We start from the raw sequence: 19,257 nt of genomic DNA on the forward strand, positions 1-19,257 counted from the left end.
GGGAGGCCTGTTGGCTGAAGCGTTGGAGAGATCACACCTAGAGAGCGATTGCTTCTTCGACGATCTGACATAACTCGTCGAACACCGTCTTCTTGTCCTTGCCATGGCATCCACCAGGCACCAAGCCAGGGGCGCTCCCTACGTAACATTGATCTACTTCGGACCATGCAACGATTTTTGCGTATCCGGCGCTCGCTTTCATTTTCTGCACTCACCGTCGCATAGTGCACTCTGAGCTGTGTGTCGATTTCAGCCGGCCGGTATTTGTCATTTTCCCTGTCCGGCCCTGGCAATTAACTCCTTCAGTCCATTCAAATCCAACGCCCCAGGAACCAGTTCTTTTCCCACGATGAAGCCTGGTGTCCCAGTGATGCCGAGTTCGCGGGCCAGTGCTCGATTCTTGTCAATGACGGTCTGCCACTTCGGATTGGCCATGTCAGCTTCCAGGCGTTTCGCGTCGAGGCCGACGGCGACGGCGATCTTCAAGATTGATTCCTTACTCATATCGGCGCGGGAGGCGAGCAGCGCCTCATGGAAGGCTTGGTGCTTGCCTTGAGATTGAGACGCGAGCGCTGCCTTGGCCGCAAGCTCCGACGGTTCGCCCAGAATGGGAAAGTCCTTGTAGACCACTCGCACCCGGGAATCAACTTTCTGGAGTTCCGTGACCGCCGAAGCCGCCTTCTTGCAGAACCCGCAGCGGTAGTCATAGAACTCCACCAAGGTGATCTCGCCATTCGGATTGCCGCTGACCGGTGATGCCGGATCGTGCAGCAGTTCATTTTGCTTCGTCGCAAGGGCAGCTTTGTGATGCTCCTTCAGTTCCGCTTCACGTTTGGCCAGCAATCCCTGCAGTGATTGTTCGATCACTTCCGGATGGGCACGGATGTAGCGCTCGATCACTGTATCGGTAAGATCTTGAGAGGGGGCCGCCGCGCTCTTGGTCTCGTTGGCCGTGGTTGAGCAACCAGACAGAAAGACAACGAGCGTAGCGAGGACAACTGGCGCCGGCGTGTTTTCTATCTTCATCGATACCCCTCCCCGCTTGTTCCGCCGCCGAAGCCGCCCCAGTTGCCGCCGAACCCGCCTTGGCCGGTTCCCCAGTATTCACCTTTCTGGATGCGTCGATAGGGGTGTCGCAGATCGGGACGGCTGATCCACCAAAAAAACAACACGACGGCGATGGTCGTGCCAAGTGTAATCCAAATTCCGAGTCCCTTGATTCGAGGCCGTGAGGGGGTATCAAGCCTCACCTCTTGCGCCGGTGTCGCCAAGGCGACCGCCGTTCGATACAACCCTTCCCCGAAATGCCCTCGTTCGATCGCAGGCTGAAGATAGTCGCGACTGACCTCGCTCCTGACGGTCGGTGTGATGACCGGAAACATTTTGCGCCCCAAAGCCATCGCCGCCTGCCGTTCCTGCACTGCTACGAGGACCATCAACCCATGTTCCTGTTGCGTCGAACCGATTTGCCATTTTTCATACAACGCGTCTGCATAGTGCTTGGCCGACGGATATGGCTTGATGCTGGGTACCGTCACAATCACCATCTCTACGCCACTTTTCTTCTCCAGGTCGATGCAGACGGAACGGATACGGTCCTTCCACTGCTGCTCCACCACTTGTGCATGATCGCTGACATACCCAATCGGACTGGGAAGCGGTATACGTTCTTTGGGCCTCTCATAGAGCGCTGCTTGTGTGTCGGCAGTCCACAGTATGAGTATCAGGCTGAAGAAGGCAATTCCGATGGTGGGCCTCTCTCCTCGAGTCATCATCGGGTGATCCGCAGTTCGGCGGCAGTCACGAGCTTCGTCAGGCTTTCAAGATATCGGTCCATGAGTCTTGGGATCTCCTTCTGCCCCGGAGAGATGCGCCCACGTTTGAGCAAAAGCGCATCGCGAGGCCCGGCAAGGTCGATCTCCAGATGAGATTCGAGATCGTTCAGAAGTTGGTCCCCATGAGCCAGCACGGGGCGATCCAACAATCGTTGCAGACCGCGAAGCGCCGGCAGAAGCGCGGTGATGGAGAGCGACAAGAGGATGGTCATGGCCTCTTCTGTACTTCGTCCTTCCACGAGTCGCTGGCGAAGCCGGAGCAGATTCCCTCGCAACGTTTGTAGAACTTCTGCAGCCAAGTACCGGGCATCGATCTTGAGGCCGACGAAGGGATCTTGCCCCCACAGCAGCCGGTGACATTCGAGGATGTCTTGGTATTCCAGAGGAAAGGCGAACGAAGCGGATTGGAGATCGGCCGTCGTCAGGAACAGGGGTACCACCACCTGCTCCTTACTCCAGCGGTTGTGAATGCTGTCGTACTGTTTCAGTGCCGCAAGGTCATAGGAAGACATCACCAACAGCAGATTGAGATTGGAGCGGCCCGGCAAAAATTCTCCCCGCACAGCACTGCCATACAGAATGACTCCCTCCAGCTCATTTCCATAGACTTTTGTGATATCCTTCACGTACGACTTTAATATTTTTTGTGTCTCCTCAGGTAATCCATCTATCGTCCAGTCTACCGACTGCATGGGGTTACTGAATGCCTCTCACTGCCTGATCGCTGGCTGAAGAATCCGGTAACAATCCGGCCGCCATCAGTCGATCCATCAAGCCAAACGGAGGCTCCTCGCGGAGTCCGGCTGTCGTCGTTAAGACACGATACCGGAGCCGTGCATTGCCGTCCAACGTACGGAAGACGCGGTCGCGGAGGAAGGCGATGATCGGATTCGCCGTGTTCCAGAACAGCACCTGCTCATCAGCCAACTTTTGCAGCATTGTGACGTGAGGCCGGCGCGAATCTTCGTATCTCTTGAGCTTTGCAGCGGAGAAGTCGTTCGTCGCCAGACATTCAGGTAAGAGATCGGCCAACGTCATCGCATCCACCATCGCCTGCATGCGGCCCTGCGACGCATGAGGATTCATCGCATGCGCCGCATCCCCGATCAGCACCGCCCCGTCAGCTACCCACATTGGGGTGCGAACACGCCCGGTCGGCATGAAGGCGGTTTGCTTCCAATCGGTCAATGTACGGAAGATGGCCGCATCGGTCGGATCGATCGCGATCCAAGATTCTTGTAGCGCTGCGATGCCTCTCTCCTTCACACGGTCATATGAACCGGCCTTGATCATGTAAAAAACATAGACTTTGTTTCCGGCAGCGGGAAACATCCCGAGGATCGTTCGCTGACCGACAAAATACTTCGCTTCGTCCATGGGAAGCGCCGCCTCCAACATGGCAATCAAATAGCCCTGCGGGTAGAGATGAAGATCGGCCGGGATCTGCAATGCCTCTCGAACTTTTGAAAATGCTCCATCGGCCCCAACAACCACCTTCGCCTTCACGGTCACGCTGTCTTCACCTTGCTTCGCGGTCAACCCAATGACTCGCCCATTCTCACGAAGCAAACCCGTGAAGGTCGATCGATACCGCAATGAGACCGAGGATTCGCGCTCGATCGCGCTCAGAATGGCATGGTGCGCCACATTCGGCAGTGTGACCACGGCTCGATTGTAGGGTGGAGGCAGTTCGCTATAGTCAACCGTGCACAGCCGCTCGCCACCGACACGGCAAAAATGAAACTTGTGCACCGTCCGCGTGGATTCAATCGGCAATCGACCCAGGAGACCCAGGCGATCGAGGACCTGTTGCCCGTTCGGTTGCAAGATCTCGCCGCGCAATCCCTGTGGTGGTCCTGGTGCCTGCTCGAAGAGGATTGTTTTGATCCCCTTCTGAGCCAGTGCAAGTGCCAGCACAGCCCCTCCTCCACCGGCTCCAACGACCGCAATGTCGGTTTCTTCGACCATTGTTCCTCAGGCTGCCTCAGCCATGGCGGTGCGTTGCCACCTTACCCTCAACATTCCTACCTTTTCCACTCCTGGAATCGCTCGTGATCGTTCCAGAGCGAAAGAAATTTTTCACGCGCTTTGGCGGCAATCGCATGGTCCCTGATGATATCCAGCCGCTCATCATTGTAACGGTTTCCACTGGTCGTCTGATTCATGGACCCGTTGGTATTGATCTCGTCGTCGATCACCGCCTGTTTCAAATGCATTAGAGCATCATGCCGGTTGATCTTGATCGGAATCCCGGCTTCGCGCAACGTCGACAGGGCCGTCTGCTGCTTCACATCCTCAAGGCGTTCGCGATCCGTCACGATGCGAACATCCACACCACGCCGTTTCGCCTCGACCAGCGCTTTCACCGTGAGCGGCGACGTTAAGCCATATACGGCCACAAAAATGTATCGTTGGGCACGATCATACATCCGTACGAGATGTTCGAGCGGTCTATCCTCCGGGCCATACCAGACTTCTACCGATGCAGCTGAGACCTCCAAGCTTCGCCCAAGCAGAACTGCGGCAAGTAGCCAGGTGACGATCCGTCGGTCGCGCTGCGTGGATAATTGAAACGGTGAAGGCCGGATCATTCCAGTTCGAAGAGGTCGCGAAAGTGGTCCTCAGACGATTCCCAGGCCTGTGGGGCATGCACCTGAAGCCATTGTCGGAGAAACTGTTTCTGCTCCTTTGTGAGCAGTTGCTTAATCTGATGTGAGCGACCTTGAAGCGGCTGGAGCAGACTCACGTGCTTCCCCACGTCCAGCATTGCCGTTCGGACATAGAGGTTCGTAAAAGTCGACGGCTTTTCTTCCGTTCCTTCGCCTTGCACCCAAACTGAGAGAAACTTGTCCAGGACTAGACCTGCACTATCCAGCGCCGGTTCCGTATCATGGAACAGCTCGTTCTCGGACTCAGTCAACGGTGACGATTCAGCAGCGCGAAAGAGAAAGTTCTTTTTCCACATGCAGGCGGCATAGTGGCGGCGGGCCGGATCAAAGTCAAGGCTACTTTTCTTGCGTCCCGACTCCCGTCGAGACTCCGGCCAACTGGCTCTCCTGAATCGATCAGCCGCTCTTCGATCATGAACTCATCGCCCTGCGGACCGGCAAACGCGTGGAGCTGCTCCTCTTGCGTCGACTGCCCAAGCGGCACCAAAAGCTCAATACTTCCTCCACTCCATGCGTCGGGCTCTGTGAACAGAGGAGGATTGCTGACGGTCAGCTAACCTGTGGCGTACGTTTCGAACAGTTCCTACCGCCAGGTTCAGCCGAGTGTTAGGCAGGCTACTGCTCACCGCCGATCTCAGGTATAGACAAACCCCGACAGATTTTCTGAGTCAGCTTGTTGGGAATCTCGGTGTGCCGCGGCACAGCCTCAACTGCGCCAGTCGCTGGGTTTATCCATAGCGAATGCGCTCGCCCTTCCCGCTTGAGCTGGCAGCCGTATCGCCTGAGATGGCGAAGCAGATCACCCCGTTTCACCTGACCGTGACCTTCTCACGCACCGCGTCCCGTGGCGCACCGCGCAGGCCATCTTTGCGCCTATCCTCAAGGATCAGGGAAATGGCCTCCGCTAGGCTTTTCCGGACTTCCGCCTTGGTCCGGCCCTGTCCATTTGCCCCTGGGATTTCTGGGCAGTAGGCGATGTACCATTCTCCTTCGCGTTCGATGATCGCCGTGAATTCGTTCTTCATCGTCACCTCTTCATTTTCCTCGACGGTAGCTTTCAGTCGGATCCCAACCGTCTCCAAGATCTGCCTAACGCTCAAGTTGAGGAGCCGGCGAGGAGCTTGGCTTCCTCCACTACCAGAACGGAAATGTAGATCTCATAGCGCCCTCTCGCCTCATTCCCCCACTCCTGAGTGATGGTTTGCCGAGCCGCAGTAACAATATCCCGGCTCGGTCTGGCCACATGAGTAGCTAATCACGAACGTTTCTACGTAAACTGAAAATGCCATGACATGCTCAGTCTAGCAGGAATAGCAGGAATAGGGGTCAGAGTGGAATGGCACTTACTTAAGCTTCTTGGGGTGGCCATATTTTCGGGCGTCCTTTCTGGCGATCGCACGGGGCTTGATGAGCAGTGGGGAGGGTTTTGGCCGTTGCGTGATGGCCCTGGGTTCGATGCGGCCGGGCCGGTCGCCTACTCGCTGTTGAGCGATCAAGACCACCAGGCCATACCACGTCTCATCGCAGTCGATGTCATAGCCATGATGATCCCAGGCGCTCCAGAGTTGCAGGGTGTGTTTGAAACTGAGCTGGCGCGGCAGCCAGTCGGTGCGCCGCGCCGCCTCAGCCATCATCAGCCGAATGAGATGGTATGCCAATAGAGAGACCCACATCTCCTTGAGAGCCATAGTCGGGGTCTGACAGCTTAACTTCTCCATGCCCAAGGTGCTTTTGATGTTGCGCAGATCCAGTTCGACATGCCATCGGCTTCGAAACAAGGCCTTCAAGGCAGACTTGTGCGTGTCCTTGGGGCAAAGCCGCGTCGTCACCAGCGTCTTGCCGCCGGTGCGCAGTTCCCGTGCCATCAGAGTAGCGGGCGCCTGATCGTCGTCAGCCTGAGTCATCCAGTCAGGTTTCTTGGTCGGCTTGTGTAGCACGATCAGATGGTCGCGTGGGCCCAACCGCTGACCGCACCGAAAGTCGGTCCGGCGCTGGCGGGCCCCCTATTGCTCAAATACCGCATCAATGCCCAGCTCGCGCAAAGTGCACAGTAGAACATACGTGGCGTAAAATGCATCGCCCACGAGCAGGTCCCCACGCTCCAACGTATCGAGTATCGAACGGAGGAGGGTCTGTTCATCGCCGCCCTTCCCCTGATATCGGCCGATAGCCGCATTGAGCATCGCCCCACTCCCGAAACACAGAATGCCCACCATGCGGCACAAGGGAACCCCCAAGCCGGGCTTCTGACTACGCGGTTGTGGATAGGCGGTCTGATTGGCTGGCGTGTCCGGCATCACCACGGTCGTGCCGTCCACCAGCCGTCCCGGACGACCCCGCCAACGCCATGGCTCAGGAGCCTGCGCGGTGGCCTGTCGCCCCGTGTGTCGCACCAAGGTAGCGAGCATCTCCATCGGTACGCGTTGTCGCGCACGACCATACGCCCCAGTATGCGTACGGCACAGCGGCAGACCTCTGGCCAAGCGTTTGACAGCTGTGTCGTTCACCACCTTCTGGCACGAGCGATCCGCACTGAGTGCCTGTGCGAGAAACATCGACAGCGTCTCGGTTGGGGGGAACAACCGTTTCCGATGCGGCGGTACCAGTGACTCGACCTCGTCTAACAACTCTGGGCGTGTCAGCAGGTTGAAGAACGTATATGCATCGCTGTTGTGGACATGATGGCGAATCCGTCGTTGTTGCTGGGTGCACAGGCTATGCTTCGGACGCATTGAGGCTCGCTCTTCGGGTGATAGATCGATGATGGTTTGGCAACCCCACCGTATCACTGAACGCAGCCTTTTTGTACGTCACATCAGCCACGTAGCCTTTAAGTAAGTGCCATTCGGGGCAGCCCCGTTGTTTTCCCCACGGGCTGAGCCGTTGCGCCACTGTCGTGACCAGCCGGCTCACCGCGCTGTAGCTCACCCCCATCCGCCGCGCAATCGTGGTCAACCCCTCTCCGGCCCACCAGCGTAACCCATACAGCGCCCCCTGCCGGGCCTTGCTCGGTCAACGCGTGGGCGTCACAAAATCCGCAGCTGGATTTCCTTTCTTGCGTCGGCTACACTTCCTGACAAGGAGTGCCTCATGACCGCATACGACCGGATCACCTTCGACCCTCAGATACTCGGCGGACGAGCCTGTATTCGCGGAATGCGAGTGAGCGTCTCGTTACTCGTAAATCTTGTGGCCAACGGCATGTCCGCCGAAGAGATTTTGAAAGAATACCCCCTCCTTGAGGCGGATGATATCCGTCAAGCCCTGCAATACGCCGCAGCCCTAACCAACGAGGAACTGCATCCGCTCACGGAAACTCCCTTGTAAGGGTTTGGCTGATATGGGCCCTGCATTGAGCACGGCACATGCCCTCCGCCAGCATGGTCACGATGTTCGACATTTGAGTGAAGAGGGCCTTCAGCGTTTATCTGACCCGCTCATTCTCGAGAAGGCCCGACGCGAAGAGCGTCTGGTCATTACGTCCGATCTCGACTTTGCCGACCTTCTGGCGCTGGGCGCCTATGCGTTGCCCAGTGTGATCCTTCTCCGACTCCAAAACCAAACGCCTGCTTCTGTCATCCCTCGCTTGCTGCAGGTGCTCACTGAATGCCGTGAGGCCTTGACCACCGGTGCGATTGTCACCGTAGAAGAAACCCGGTACCGACTACGTCGACTTTCCATTACGCCAAGCACTCAGTAGACGTCCGATCCTCTGTGACAGGATCCGCCCCTGCATGCCGGGCGGAATGAATCCAATCTTCAGCCCATGACTCTAACAGCCCACACGATCGCCTTGACAAGCAGAGCATGCCTTTGCTAGTTTCAAAATTCTTTAATCTCTAAGCCAACTTGGGAGAAGCTGTGCAGGTCAAGATCAATGGAAAGCCTGAGGAGATCCAGAGCGGAACCGTCCTCGATTTGCTGAAGACAAAAGCCATCGAGCCGCAGATGGTCGCCGTCGAGGTCAACGACAAGGTGCTGGATCGGGACCATCTTGCCACGACCCATCTCAATGAAGGAGACCATGTGGAGTTCCTCTTCTATATGGGAGGGGGGCGGTGAGTACGGCGCGGCACAACGATATCACCGAGCTGATCGGCAAGACTCCGCTTGTTCGGTTGAACCGGCTTTCAAAACCAGGCTCGGCAACCATTTACGGGAAAGTCGAGTTTTTCAACCCCGGCGGCAGCGTCAAGGATCGGATCTGCCTCAATATGATCAACGAGGCTGAACGCCAGGGCAAGCTCAAGCCTGGAGGAACCATCATCGAGCCGACCAGCGGTAACACGGGTATCGGACTGGCCTTGGTCGCGGCAGTGCGCGGATACAAGCTGGTCCTCGTCATGCCGGAAAGCATGAGTATGGAACGGGCCAGCCTGCTGTCCTCATATGGAGCACAGCTCGTGTTGACGCCAGCCTGGGAGGGCATGAAAGGCTCCATTAAGGAGGCGGAAAGTATCTTGGCCCAAAATCCGTCGTATTTTATGCCGGATCAATTCTCGAATACTGCTAACCCCGCCACGCACCGGATGACGACGGGACCGGAGATCTGGGATGCCCTCGAAGGGAAGATCGATGCCTTTGTGGCCGCCGTCGGAACCGGTGGGACCATCACGGGATGCGGTGAAGTCTTCAAGGAAAAGAACCCGCAGATCAAGGTGATCGCCGTCGAACCGGCGACCTCACCAGTCTTGTCCGGCGGCGATCCAGGACCGCATAAGATTCAAGGGATCGGTGCTGGCTTTATTCCCAAGGTTCTCAATCAAAAAATTCTCGACCGCGTGATCACCGTGACGGACGACGAGGCCTATCAGACCGCGAAACAGCTCTCGAAGAAGGAAGGCCTGCTGGTGGGAATCTCCGCCGGCGCCAATGTGTTCGCTGCCCAAAGGATCGCCGATGAACTGGGACCCGGCAAGAATGTCGTCACGATCCTGTGCGACACAGGCGAGCGCTACATCAGCATTGAGAAGTATTTCAATATCTGATGATCACCAGTATTAGGAGGGACGATCAAAATGGTCGCCAGCGAGGCCGAGAATAGAGCTGGAGGTCATTTTCAGCATCCCTGACTGACATGGATTTTACTGAAGAACAGATCAACCGGTACAGCCGACATATCCTGTTGCCTGAGGTCGGCGGCAAGGGGCAGAAGAAAATCGCCAAGTCCAGGATCCTGCTCGTCGGTGCCGGTGGTCTCGGCTCCCCTGCCGCACTATATTTGTCTGCAGCAGGAGTCGGCACCATTGGGTTGATCGACAGTGATGTGGTGGATCTGACTAACCTCCAACGTCAAATTCTTCACCATACTCCCGACGTGGGTCGCCCCAAGGTCCTTTCGGGCAAGGAAAAGATCCAGGCGTTGAACCCCGACGTCTCCGTGTCGATGTACGAAGAACGGCTCACGGCCGGAAACGCGCTCAAGATCTTCGGCGATTACGATGTCGTGATCGACGGAGTCGATAATTTCACGGCGAAGTTTCTGATCAACGACGCCTGTTTCTTCGCGGGGAAACCGCTGGTCCATGGCGGCATTCTGCGATTCGACGGACGTGTCACGACCATCATCCCGAAGAAATCGGCTTGCTATCGTTGTGTGTTCAAGGCGCCTCCGCCGGCTGGTTTCGTTGCTTCTTGCCAGGAGGCCGGAGTTATCGGGGTCCTGGCGGGGATTGTCGGAACGATTCAGGCGACGGAGGCATTAAAGCTTGTCCTCGGGATCGGGCGGCCGCTGACGGACCGTCTGCTCGACTTCGATGCGCGCAAAACTCAATTCCGAGAAATCAAGGTCCGCCGGAACCCGAATTGTGCGCTCTGCGGGGACCATCCGACGATTACCGAGCTGTTCGACGATGGGGACCCCTATGCCGGATGCGCCATGCGTCCATCAGCATAGGGTTTGATAAGGTGGTGCGACGATGAACAAAATGAAAGCGCTGGTCTGCCGCGAGTGCGGCAAGGAATACCCGACGAAGGCGATCCACGTCTGCGAAATGTGCTTCGGTCCCCTTGAGGTGAAGTACAACTACGACGAGATCAAGAAGACCATTTCCCGCAAGAAAATCGAAGACGGCCCGCGCAGCATGTGGCGTTACCTCGACCTGCTGCCGGTCGAAGGAACGAACTTCGTGGGGCCGCATGCCGGGTTCACCCCGCTCGTACGGGCGAAGAACCTTGGCGCGTATCTTGGGCTCGATGAGCTTTACATCAAGAACGACACGGTCAATCATCCGACTCTGTCGTTTAAGGACCGTGTCGTGGCCGTGGCCCTCACACGAGCGCGCGAGCTCGGCTTTGAAACAGTAGCCTGCGCGTCGACCGGCAACCTGGCGAACTCGGTCGCTGCCCATGCCGCATCCGCCAATCTGCACTGTTACGTGTTCATCCCCGGCGACCTTGAGGCCGCGAAGGTGCTCGGTAATTTGATTTATAAGCCGCACGTCGTCGAGATAGAAGGAAACTATGACGACGTCAACCGCCTCTGCAGCGAGATCGCGGGGGAACATGGCTGGGCATTCGTGAACATCAACATTCGTCCCTACTATGCCGAAGGCTCCAAGACCCTCGCCTTTGAGACGGTGGAACAACTGGGATGGAAAACACCGGATCAAGTCGTCATTCCAATGGCCTCCGGCTCACTCCTGACCAAGATTTGGAAAGGTCTGCATGAGATGAAGGCCTTGGGCCTCATCGACAACGTTCGCACAAAGATTAACGGCGCCCAAGCAGAAGGCTGCTCACCAATTTCTACCGCGTTCAAGGCGGGACGGGATTTCTTCAAGCCGGTGAAACCACAGACGATCGCTAAATCTCTTGCGATCGGGAATCCGGCCGATGGCTACTATGCACTCAAAGCCACCGCCGAGAGTCATGGGTCCATGGACATGGTGACGGATGAGGAAGTCGTGGAAGGCATTCAGCTGCTGGCCCAAACCGAAGGCATCTTCGCGGAAACAGCCGGAGGTGTCACGATTGGTGTACTCAAGAAGCTCGTCAAGCAAGGCGTGATCAAAAAAGATGAGGTGACGGTGGCCTATGTCACCGGCAATGGATTGAAGACACAGGAAGCGGTGATCGATTCCGTCGGTCGCCCAGTACGCATTCAGCCTAGCCTGGTGGACTTCGAAAAGACGTTTAAAATGGGAAAGAATGGTGGTGACGCATGATTAAGGTTCGTATTCCGACTCCACTTCGCCCCCTGACCAAAGGCCAGGGCGAGGTCGAGACCAAAGCCGGCAGCGTAACGGAGATGATCGAGGTGTTGAATAGCACACATCCCGGCATCAAAGATCGTCTGTGCGATGAAACGGGAGAGCTCCGTCGCTTCGTGAACATTTATGTCAACGAAGAAGACATTCGTTTTCTTAAAGGGAAAGACACCTCCCTCAAAGATGGCGATGAGGTTTCCATCGTCCCGGCAATCGCGGGAGGATAGCCATGTCACATCTGCGTTTCCATATTCGTTTTCCTGAAGACAAGATAAGAGAGCCGATTATTTATCAGATCGGGCGCGAGTATAACGTCGTGACAGATGTCAGACGAGCTGATGTTCGTGACACCACAGGCTGGGCGGATGTGGAGCTTTCCGGTGACACGGTGGAGATTGAACGAGCCGTCGCTGGGCTGCGAGCCAAAGGCTGTGTCGTCGATCCGATTGAATTGAACGTGGTCGAGTAGCAAATCACCTATCGTTTGACGAGCGACGGTTTCACATGGAACTGACCGAACAACAAATCGAACGGTACAGCCGGCACATCATCCTTCAGGATGTCGGAGGAAAAGGCCAGCTAAAACTGAACAAGGCCAAGGTCCTGCTGATTGGCGCAGGTGGACTAGGCTCTCCGGCTGGGCTGTACCTCGCTGCCGCCGGTATTGGGACAATCGGCCTGGTCGATGGGGATGTCGTTGACCTCTCGAATTTGCAACGGCAGATCATGCACTCGACCGCGACGCTTGGGCAACCAAAGGTTGAGTCCGGCCGGAAGACCTTGTCGGCCATTAACCCTGAAATTACGATCAAGCCCTATCACCAGTTGGTCGATGCAGAAAATATCCTCCCCCTCGTCTCGCAATATGACATCGTGCTGGACGGATCAGACAACTTCACGACAAGATTTCTGGTGAACGACGCCTGTTTCTTTGCCAAGAAAACATTGATCTCCGCCAGCATGTTTCGGTTCGAGGGGCAACTGACGACGATCAAGCCACACCAAGGCTATCCTTGCTACCGATGTCTGTATCCTGAGCCTCCACCGGCCGGGTTGGTTCCTAATTGCCAGGAAGCCGGTGTGCTTGGCGTCTTAGCCGGCACAATGGGAATCCTCCAGGCGTCGGAAGCGATCAAAGAAATTCTCGGCATCGGCGAGACGATCGCCGATAAGTTGCTGATCTACGATGCGCTCGAGATGAAGTTCAGAAAAGTTGGTCGCCCGAAAGATCCGGCCTGTCCGCTGTGCGGACCAAATCCCAAGATCAAAGATCTGAGTCTGGACTATACCGTCACTTGCACAATTTAACAGGATGTTGAAAACGACCGCCAGCTTCGTTCTCGCATCGCTCAGGCCCTCAACGTACCTCGAACTGTACGCCTCGGCCCTTCGCTCGCTGCGGCCTTGCTGGACAGCCGTTTTGACCATCCTGCACACGCATCAACCAATATTCCTCCAATCCCCTCCACCACTGACTCAAGATCGTTTCAGCTACATGAGGATCGACTGATCGTGGCCGACCTCATTATTTCCCGACAGATTCTCGACAACATCATCGTCCATGCCAAGGAACTCACTCCGTACGAATGTTGTGGGCTCCTGGCTGGAACCAATGGGGTGGTCAGCCGTCTCTATCGCATTAAGAACATTGTCGCGATGGAAGGCGCACAAAACCTGTCGTCATTCGATTCGGCCAAAGCTGCACATCTTGAACGGCTCTCCCCCGCTGAACGGGCAGAAATCGCCTTCGTGATGGACATGCAGGACTTCTCCACCGCGAAGAAAGACATGCGCACCCAAGGACTCGAACTCCAAGTCGTCTACCACTCGCACCCCCACGATCCAGCCCGTCCGTCGGTCACCGACATAAAAATTGCCACCGACTACGAGGAGATTTGGCCCAAGATCAACCTGCCCCTCCCCGCCTATCTCCTGGTCTCGCTCATGAATCCGGAACCGGACGTAAAGACCTATTGGATCAAATCCGGTCGCGTCACTCCCGCCGACGTGCTCATCCGCTAGGCTAAATTTTACGGTTCACATCGTCGTCAGAATATACTAATCTGCCCTTGCAGCTTGCATGAGGAGCGGTGCGGTGGGCGTTCAACGACGATTGTTCAGTTATGGTTTTTCCATCGTGCTGTACGTGACCGTCTCAATGGCGGCTGCGGTCTTTGCCGAAGACCGTAGCTTTTACAGCCCCGTCATTTACGTCGACAAAGAGAACGATCAAATTCTAATTTCCACGAGCGGACGCGTGTTCTACATCGAAGTACCGGAAGCCGCGAAGCCACACATGGAAAAACTTCCCATTTCCGGCCTTGTGGATTTCGTCGTTGAGATGCGGGGTGAGGATCAACGTCCGCTGATCAAAACCTGGAAGGTCAAATCAGGCGAATCGACCTGTATGTACTTCAATGGGGAAGAGTGCAAATAGGGCAATTACTCTCATGGGAGATAAAACGTTCTACTTTTCAAACATGCGCTCCAATCTCGCGACTCGTTCTTTAAGATCCCCGCTCGACTCAACCTCCAGAAGCTTCTCAATCTGACCTAGGTGTTGGTTAGCTGCCTGCTCGTTTTTCGCTTTGTAACCCTCAGAATCCTCGGCCAAAGCAAGTGTTGCTCGTTTCTCCCACTGCTCAAGTGTCCAACCATCATGCAGAACAACAAACTTGGCACGTTCAAAGAGCTCGCGTTGCAACTCGACAACAGTAGGCTGCCATTGCCATCTTGCAATTTGATCCCGACGCCGGTAAGAAGCCACACCAGCGAGCCGACAACTACAAGGCCTATCACACTGAAGACAGTGTAGTAGCTTGAATCATACAGACGATCTGGCAAATTCTCTCCCCAGATTTCCGCCCAAATTTGCAATACCAATCCAAGACTAGCTACTAACGTGAACATCCATTTCATCGTGTTATCTATTGCATCCCGTTTGACGGCATAAGGGTTCTCACCCCAAAAGCTCATATTGAGTTCCGGAACATTAAACCCTGTGAGCACCGTAAAGAGACCAGCACCCCCAACAAGGATTGAAAGGAGGTTGATAAGGGTACGGTCCATTCGGATCTCTTATCTGTCCATTTCGTAAGTCATCGTGTACTTTCTGAATGCCTATCCCCAAAGTGTCCAGTATCGATGTTTCTTGTCATACGGTTGGAATCTACCGCAAACAATATCCTCTTTCATTCATCGGGATCGAAATGTATCTGGAATCAAGCTGCTATTTGTAGGACCACGACTGAGGGCTTTACAGCCACTTCACTCGCCGCTACCGGCCATGTCGTCGATGAGGAGCCGATTAATGTCAGTGCAACTGGATGATGACCCGCTCAAAGCAAACTATGCCGCAATGCCTTCGACTAATACATGACTGACGTCCGTGCGCTGGCTTGCATGCTCAAAAGTAATTGCGCAGACATTGCCTTTCGTATCCACATCAAGAATGGTATTTTCGTCCAGATCTTTAGATTCGGCGATGTCACCGGCGCGGAATTCAATATACAATGTGTCGGTATCTTGAAAATAACTGATTTTCATGGCGCATACCTTCTATCAAAAAATGCATTGTGAACGGTCTCCCCATCGCGCAGCAAGATGACTCGTAAATATCGGTTGTCCATTTCTTCGATTCTGGCCCATCGCCTGATTCGACCATCCGTTTGTGTGTACTCCTTTTCCGGAGAACGGACAACAAACTCGATCCATTCGTCCTTAATGAGCTTTCTATCAGGCCTGGTCCTGGTTGCTCGGAAATAACGCGTTGTTTTCAATCGGGTAGACCCAGGCGAGGATCAGCTATTCCAAACCCCTCATCATGTCCATCGATGAGGAAATGGTTGATATCGAAGCACTCTCACTCGCCGCTGCCGGCCATGTCGTCGATGAGGGGTCGATTGATGTCGGTGCAGCCGGGACAGATCCTATCCAGCAGGGCTTCGAAGTCGGCCACGAAGTTCTTCGCGTCTGGAAGTTTTTCGTTGACGACTTGAGCATAACAGGTATCGCACAGCATCATCAGGCCTCGCGAAACCCCTACCGTTTTTCTCCCCGCGCTCCTGGTCATTGGTCCTACACCGATCCTTTTTGAAGGGCCACGAAGAAATCGTCGGCTTCGAGATCAATTCCGCACTGTCGGCACTCATAAGGACGATCTGGTTCCGGGACATTCAAGGGCGTACGATCGATTCGTCCCCGGCAGACGTGGTAGAAACGACCTCGCGCATGTTCGTCATCCATGGGATCGCTCTCATACAGCAAGACCATTGACTAACCATACTCCCATTGTCGCTTCAAAGAGTATACCGAGCTCTGCTTCGAACCCGCAACTACCCAAGGCGACGCGTGCTGAAGTTGAAATCAACGAATGTCTCTTCCATTACACCTGGAACTGAGCTTCGTACAGACCTGCGTACACTCCTCCCCGACTGAGCAGTTCGTCATGTCGGCCTTTCTCCACTAAACGACCTTTATCGAGGACCAAGATCCGGTCCACATCATGGAGCGTTGATAACCGATGGGCGATGATGAATGTGGTTCTACCCATTGTGAGTTCGGCCAATGCTTCGCGGATCTTCACCTCGGTCTCGGTGTCGATGTTCGACGTGGCTTCATCAAAAATGACGATGGGAGGGTCTTTCAACAACGTTCGTGCGATTGACACTCGCTGCTTTTGTCCGACCGACAGCTTGACACCCCGCTCACCGATCCATGTATCGTATCCCTCCGGAAGCGCCGCGATAAACTCATGTGCCCGCGCGGCACGGGCCGCCGCTTCCACCCGATCTCGGTCCGCATTCAAATCGCCGTACAGCAGATTGTCCTTCACCGTTCCGTTGAACAAGAACGGCTCCTGCTGTACAAACCCGATTTGCTGCCGTAGGTACGCAATCGGCAGATCGCGGATATCCTTTCCATCGATAAGGATTGCCCCGTCCGTGACGTCATAAAATCGCATCAACAGCTTCAGCAGTGTACTCTTCCCCGCCCCACTCATCCCGACCAGTGCCACACGTTCTCCTGCCGGTACAGTCGCAGAGAATCCTTTCAGCACTGGAACATCGGCTCGATAATGGAACCGCACCTGGTCGAAATGAACTGCTCCATGGGCACGATGGACCGGAGCGACTGCACGAGGACGATCGGCGACTTCCGGAACCGTATCCAGCACCTCAAAGACCCGCTCACTCGCCGCCAACGCATGTTGCAACATATGATTGACCGAATGAATCTGGTTAATAGGCACGTAGAACATTGCCAAGTAGGACAGAAACAACACCAACTCGCCGAGCGTGAGACGGCCTTCCATGACCTCCCCTGCACCGTACCAGAGGATCAAGATGGTTCCAAAGGCGGCCACCAGAATCATTCCCGGCGAATACACCGACCACAACACCATCGCTTGAAGGTTCTTGTCGCTATAGGCTTGACTCAGCCGGTCGAACCTGGCTTGTTCATGTCCCTGGCGGCCGAATCCCATCGTCTCTCTAATACCGGACAAGGCATCCTGTAAGTAGCCATTCAGCTCAGCTGCGCTCTGCCTGGTCTCTCGATAATATCCGTGTACTTTTGAGGTAAACCAACTCGCGGACAAGGCAAGCAATGGGATCGGCAAAAGCGAGAGCGCTGCCAGTTTCCAGTTGAGCATGAATAAAAGCCCCGTGATCCCGATCAGCGTGAGCGACGCCGTCAACATACCTTCCAGCCCATCGATAAAGATCCGCTCGACATGCTCCGTGTCGTTGGTCACCCGGGACATGATCTCCCCAGTCGATCGATCCTCAAAATAGGTGATGGACAATCGTTGGAGGGCGGAGAAGACATGCCGGCGAAGATCGTGGACGACCGTCTGCTCCAGTTGATTATTCAGCCGGATTCTGAGGGAGGCAAACAGGTTTTTGAGCACATAGGCGCCCACCAGAAGACCGATCACCCATGACAGCAATGACGCCTGCTTCGCCTGAATCACATCGTCGATGATGATTTTGATGACCCAGGGAGGCACCAGCTCCATCGCCGTCGCACCAGCGGCACAGACAAGTGTCGCAATCGCAAGGGCGCGATGGGGACGAAGGTATTGTAAGACGCGAAGAAGCGCTTTCACGGTCGGCTCTGCCGGGCAGGTGTCAGATGACCTTCGTAGGTTCTTTTTTCCAATACTGCGAGAACTCGTGCAGCTGAGTGAGGGTGGACAGATCGGTCATGCGATCAAGAAAGACTTTGCCGATCAAATGGTCGAGTTCGTGCTGAATACAGACCGCGTACAATTCTGTCGCCTCGAAATCCAGAGGTTTGCCCTTTCGATCCAGGCCTTTGACCCGCACCAGGGAAGGCCTCGTGACTTTCCCTCGCAAGCCGTCGACACTCAGACATCCTTCCCAAGTTTCCACTTGTTCAGGCCCGTAGTAGACGATCGATGGATTGATGAGAACGGTCTCAGGGAATCCGCCCTCGCCCTGGCACCCCATCACGACCAATTGAATCGAGCGCGAAACCTGGGGCGCGGCCAATCCGATGCCCGGCTCATCGTACATCGTTTCAAACATGTCGTCGATCAACCGTTGCAGGTCGGAGGACTTGATCTCCCTCGGATCGACCGGAGCGGCGATCTTGCGAAGAATAGGATTCCCCAGCTTGGCGATTTTCAGCATCGTTCCTGTCTTCAGTTTCATTACGTGATATTCGTAACATAGGAGTCTTCCGGCCCGCAACCTCCCCGGCTTGTCGCTACAAGCTCCGTTTCGGACGCCGCGGCTCCGGAATCTCAAAAACGTCTTTGTTGGCGTCCCACCACTCAACCCATTCGTTCGACCACACCGCCCGATCCTGCTTGGTCGAGGTATCCCAATCGTGGAATTCGGTTTCGTGGCGGGTCAAGATCCAGAGCGATTGCAGTGCCGACAGCGCCACGAACCGTTCGTCGTCGCTCACCATGGGAATCAAGATGGGGATGACGGCCTTCTGCCGGACATACCGCGCCTCGAATGCCGCTGCCTTTCTGACGGACGGATTTGGATCTTTTGCCATCACTTCGATCGCCTCGGGTGCCTTCGACGGATCCAGACGAATGGCGACTCGTAAGGCGTGTTCTCGCACACGGGAAATTTCGCTCGGTTCCTTGGCTGTAGAGACGAGTGCGGGAACCCCCGCAACTCCTTTCATCATCAGTAACGTTTCGATCGCATTGTACCGAATGCGTGGGCTCGGCATGGTCAAGGCCTTGACGAGAACCGGAACAGCCGGCTCTCCCAGATGCACGAACTCTCCCATCGCCCAGAATTCCTGCTTGCCCTCAAGCAACGGCAGCAAGGCTTCAGCCCGCTTGAGCTCTTCGGGGCTCAGCGGATTCTTATTTGGAGGAATTGAGACATCAGGAATATCCTGATTCGTGGGCGGTGTCTCATACGGCACTTGGACCGGCCATACCGGGGACGGACCGGCCCATCCGGAATGCGGTGCCGTTCCACCAGCCAGTGCGATCGCCAGGATAACCCAGATCCTGAGTGAAGAAGAATGGTTCACGATGTGGGCGCCTCCTTT

General features: G+C 55.5%; 26 protein-coding genes and 1 pseudogene. 11 read left to right on the top strand and 16 right to left on the bottom strand.

What is annotated here, in order from left to right:
- Positions 1-267 precede the first annotated feature (267 nt).
- The 9 genes and pseudogenes from P0120_02315 to P0120_02355 all read right to left on the bottom strand — a co-directional run bounded on the left by P0120_02315 (position 268) and on the right by P0120_02355 (position 7,459).
- Positions 268-1,026 (bottom strand): DsbA family protein, encoded by a 759-nt coding sequence (locus P0120_02315; GenBank protein MDF0673166.1) that lies wholly within the window; start codon positions 1,024-1,026, stop codon positions 268-270.
- A complete protein-coding gene (locus P0120_02320) occupies positions 1,023-1,775 on the bottom strand; it encodes a TPM domain-containing protein (protein ID MDF0673167.1) in 753 nt (250 codons plus the stop codon). The genes P0120_02315 and P0120_02320 overlap by 4 nt, the downstream gene beginning before the upstream one ends.
- Positions 1,772-2,461, bottom strand: coding sequence for a hypothetical protein (locus tag P0120_02325; GenBank protein ID MDF0673168.1), 690 nt, complete (start codon positions 2,459-2,461; stop codon positions 1,772-1,774). The genes P0120_02320 and P0120_02325 overlap by 4 nt, the downstream gene beginning before the upstream one ends.
- Before the next feature lie 70 nt (positions 2,462-2,531).
- Positions 2,532-3,803 (bottom strand): FAD-dependent monooxygenase, encoded by a 1,272-nt coding sequence (locus tag P0120_02330; GenBank protein ID MDF0673169.1) that lies wholly within the window; start codon positions 3,801-3,803, stop codon positions 2,532-2,534.
- A gap of 56 nt (positions 3,804-3,859) precedes the next feature.
- Positions 3,860-4,426: a phospholipase D-like domain-containing protein gene (locus P0120_02335; protein ID MDF0673170.1), complete on the bottom strand. Its 567-nt coding sequence runs from the start codon at positions 4,424-4,426 to the stop codon at positions 3,860-3,862.
- The gene (locus tag P0120_02340) at positions 4,423-4,800 is read right to left on the bottom strand and encodes a hypothetical protein (GenBank protein ID MDF0673171.1); all 378 of its coding nucleotides are present in this window, start codon (positions 4,798-4,800) and stop codon (positions 4,423-4,425) included. The genes P0120_02335 and P0120_02340 overlap by 4 nt, the downstream gene beginning before the upstream one ends.
- 513 nt (positions 4,801-5,313) lie before the next feature.
- A complete protein-coding gene (locus tag P0120_02345; protein MDF0673172.1) occupies positions 5,314-5,529 on the bottom strand; it encodes a type II toxin-antitoxin system HicB family antitoxin in 216 nt (71 codons plus the stop codon).
- A 318-nt stretch (positions 5,530-5,847) separates the two neighbouring features.
- Positions 5,848-7,236: pseudogene (locus P0120_02350) on the bottom strand (IS4 family transposase).
- Positions 7,220-7,459, bottom strand: coding sequence for a hypothetical protein (locus tag P0120_02355; GenBank protein MDF0673173.1), 240 nt, complete (start codon positions 7,457-7,459; stop codon positions 7,220-7,222). The pseudogene P0120_02350 and the gene P0120_02355 overlap by 17 nt, the downstream one beginning before the upstream one ends.
- A gap of 135 nt (positions 7,460-7,594) precedes the next feature.
- On the opposite strand from P0120_02355, the gene P0120_02360 reads away from it, so the two are divergent.
- From P0120_02360 to P0120_02410, 11 genes are all read left to right on the top strand, one after another.
- Complete coding sequence (locus P0120_02360) at positions 7,595-7,831, top strand: DUF433 domain-containing protein (protein ID MDF0673174.1); 237 nt, start codon at positions 7,595-7,597, stop codon at positions 7,829-7,831.
- Between the two features lie 13 nt (positions 7,832-7,844).
- Positions 7,845-8,204 carry a DUF5615 family PIN-like protein gene (locus tag P0120_02365; GenBank protein MDF0673175.1) on the top strand — a complete coding sequence of 120 codons (360 nt, stop codon included), beginning with the start codon at positions 7,845-7,847 and terminating at the stop codon, positions 8,202-8,204.
- A gap of 161 nt (positions 8,205-8,365) precedes the next feature.
- The gene (gene thiS / locus P0120_02370; GenBank protein MDF0673176.1) at positions 8,366-8,566 is read left to right on the top strand and encodes a sulfur carrier protein ThiS; all 201 of its coding nucleotides are present in this window, start codon (positions 8,366-8,368) and stop codon (positions 8,564-8,566) included.
- Positions 8,563-9,492 carry a cysteine synthase A gene (cysK, locus tag P0120_02375; protein MDF0673177.1) on the top strand — a complete coding sequence of 310 codons (930 nt, stop codon included), beginning with the start codon at positions 8,563-8,565 and terminating at the stop codon, positions 9,490-9,492. The genes thiS and cysK overlap by 4 nt, the downstream gene beginning before the upstream one ends.
- 89 nt (positions 9,493-9,581) lie before the next feature.
- Entirely contained in the window at positions 9,582-10,400 is an 819-nt protein-coding gene (moeB, locus tag P0120_02380) for a molybdopterin-synthase adenylyltransferase MoeB (protein ID MDF0673178.1), read from the top strand.
- A gap of 22 nt (positions 10,401-10,422) precedes the next feature.
- Complete coding sequence (gene thrC, locus P0120_02385) at positions 10,423-11,670, top strand: threonine synthase (GenBank protein MDF0673179.1); 1,248 nt, start codon at positions 10,423-10,425, stop codon at positions 11,668-11,670.
- Positions 11,667-11,939: a MoaD/ThiS family protein gene (locus P0120_02390; protein MDF0673180.1), complete on the top strand. Its 273-nt coding sequence runs from the start codon at positions 11,667-11,669 to the stop codon at positions 11,937-11,939. Before thrC ends, P0120_02390 begins: the two co-directional genes overlap by 4 nt.
- Positions 11,940-11,941: 2 nt before the next feature.
- Positions 11,942-12,181, top strand: a complete 240-nt coding sequence (locus tag P0120_02395; GenBank protein ID MDF0673181.1) for an NIL domain-containing protein — start codon at positions 11,942-11,944, stop codon at positions 12,179-12,181.
- 35 nt (positions 12,182-12,216) lie between these two features.
- Positions 12,217-13,020, top strand: coding sequence for a molybdopterin-synthase adenylyltransferase MoeB (gene moeB, locus P0120_02400; GenBank protein ID MDF0673182.1), 804 nt, complete (start codon positions 12,217-12,219; stop codon positions 13,018-13,020).
- A 204-nt stretch (positions 13,021-13,224) separates the two neighbouring features.
- Positions 13,225-13,734, top strand: a complete 510-nt coding sequence (locus P0120_02405; protein ID MDF0673183.1) for a M67 family metallopeptidase — start codon at positions 13,225-13,227, stop codon at positions 13,732-13,734.
- A 73-nt stretch (positions 13,735-13,807) separates the two neighbouring features.
- Positions 13,808-14,149 carry a hypothetical protein gene (locus P0120_02410; GenBank protein MDF0673184.1) on the top strand — a complete coding sequence of 114 codons (342 nt, stop codon included), beginning with the start codon at positions 13,808-13,810 and terminating at the stop codon, positions 14,147-14,149.
- A gap of 116 nt (positions 14,150-14,265) precedes the next feature.
- Here P0120_02410 and P0120_02415 read toward each other — a convergent pair whose 3' ends face one another.
- From P0120_02415 to P0120_02445, 7 genes are all read right to left on the bottom strand, one after another.
- Entirely contained in the window at positions 14,266-14,781 is a 516-nt protein-coding gene (locus tag P0120_02415) for a hypothetical protein (protein ID MDF0673185.1), read from the bottom strand.
- Positions 14,782-15,060: 279 nt separating this feature from the next.
- Complete coding sequence (locus P0120_02420; GenBank protein ID MDF0673186.1) at positions 15,061-15,258, bottom strand: DUF2283 domain-containing protein; 198 nt, start codon at positions 15,256-15,258, stop codon at positions 15,061-15,063.
- 316 nt (positions 15,259-15,574) lie between these two features.
- Positions 15,575-15,784, bottom strand: a complete 210-nt coding sequence (locus P0120_02425; GenBank protein ID MDF0673187.1) for a hypothetical protein — start codon at positions 15,782-15,784, stop codon at positions 15,575-15,577.
- A 5-nt stretch (positions 15,785-15,789) separates the two neighbouring features.
- Positions 15,790-15,957: a hypothetical protein gene (locus tag P0120_02430; protein MDF0673188.1), complete on the bottom strand. Its 168-nt coding sequence runs from the start codon at positions 15,955-15,957 to the stop codon at positions 15,790-15,792.
- Between the two features lie 139 nt (positions 15,958-16,096).
- Positions 16,097-17,821 (bottom strand): ABC transporter ATP-binding protein, encoded by a 1,725-nt coding sequence (locus P0120_02435; GenBank protein ID MDF0673189.1) that lies wholly within the window; start codon positions 17,819-17,821, stop codon positions 16,097-16,099.
- Between the two features lie 22 nt (positions 17,822-17,843).
- On the bottom strand, positions 17,844-18,389 hold the full coding sequence (gene def, locus P0120_02440) for a peptide deformylase (GenBank protein ID MDF0673190.1): 546 nt from the start codon (positions 18,387-18,389) through the stop codon (positions 17,844-17,846).
- Positions 18,390-18,444: 55 nt separating this feature from the next.
- The gene (locus tag P0120_02445) at positions 18,445-19,239 is read right to left on the bottom strand and encodes a HEAT repeat domain-containing protein (GenBank protein ID MDF0673191.1); all 795 of its coding nucleotides are present in this window, start codon (positions 19,237-19,239) and stop codon (positions 18,445-18,447) included.
- Between the last annotated feature and the right edge of the window lie 18 nt (positions 19,240-19,257).

The sequence above is a fragment of the Nitrospira sp. genome (assembly GCA_029194675.1).
Taxonomy (GTDB): Bacteria; Nitrospirota; Nitrospiria; order Nitrospirales; family Nitrospiraceae; genus Nitrospira_D.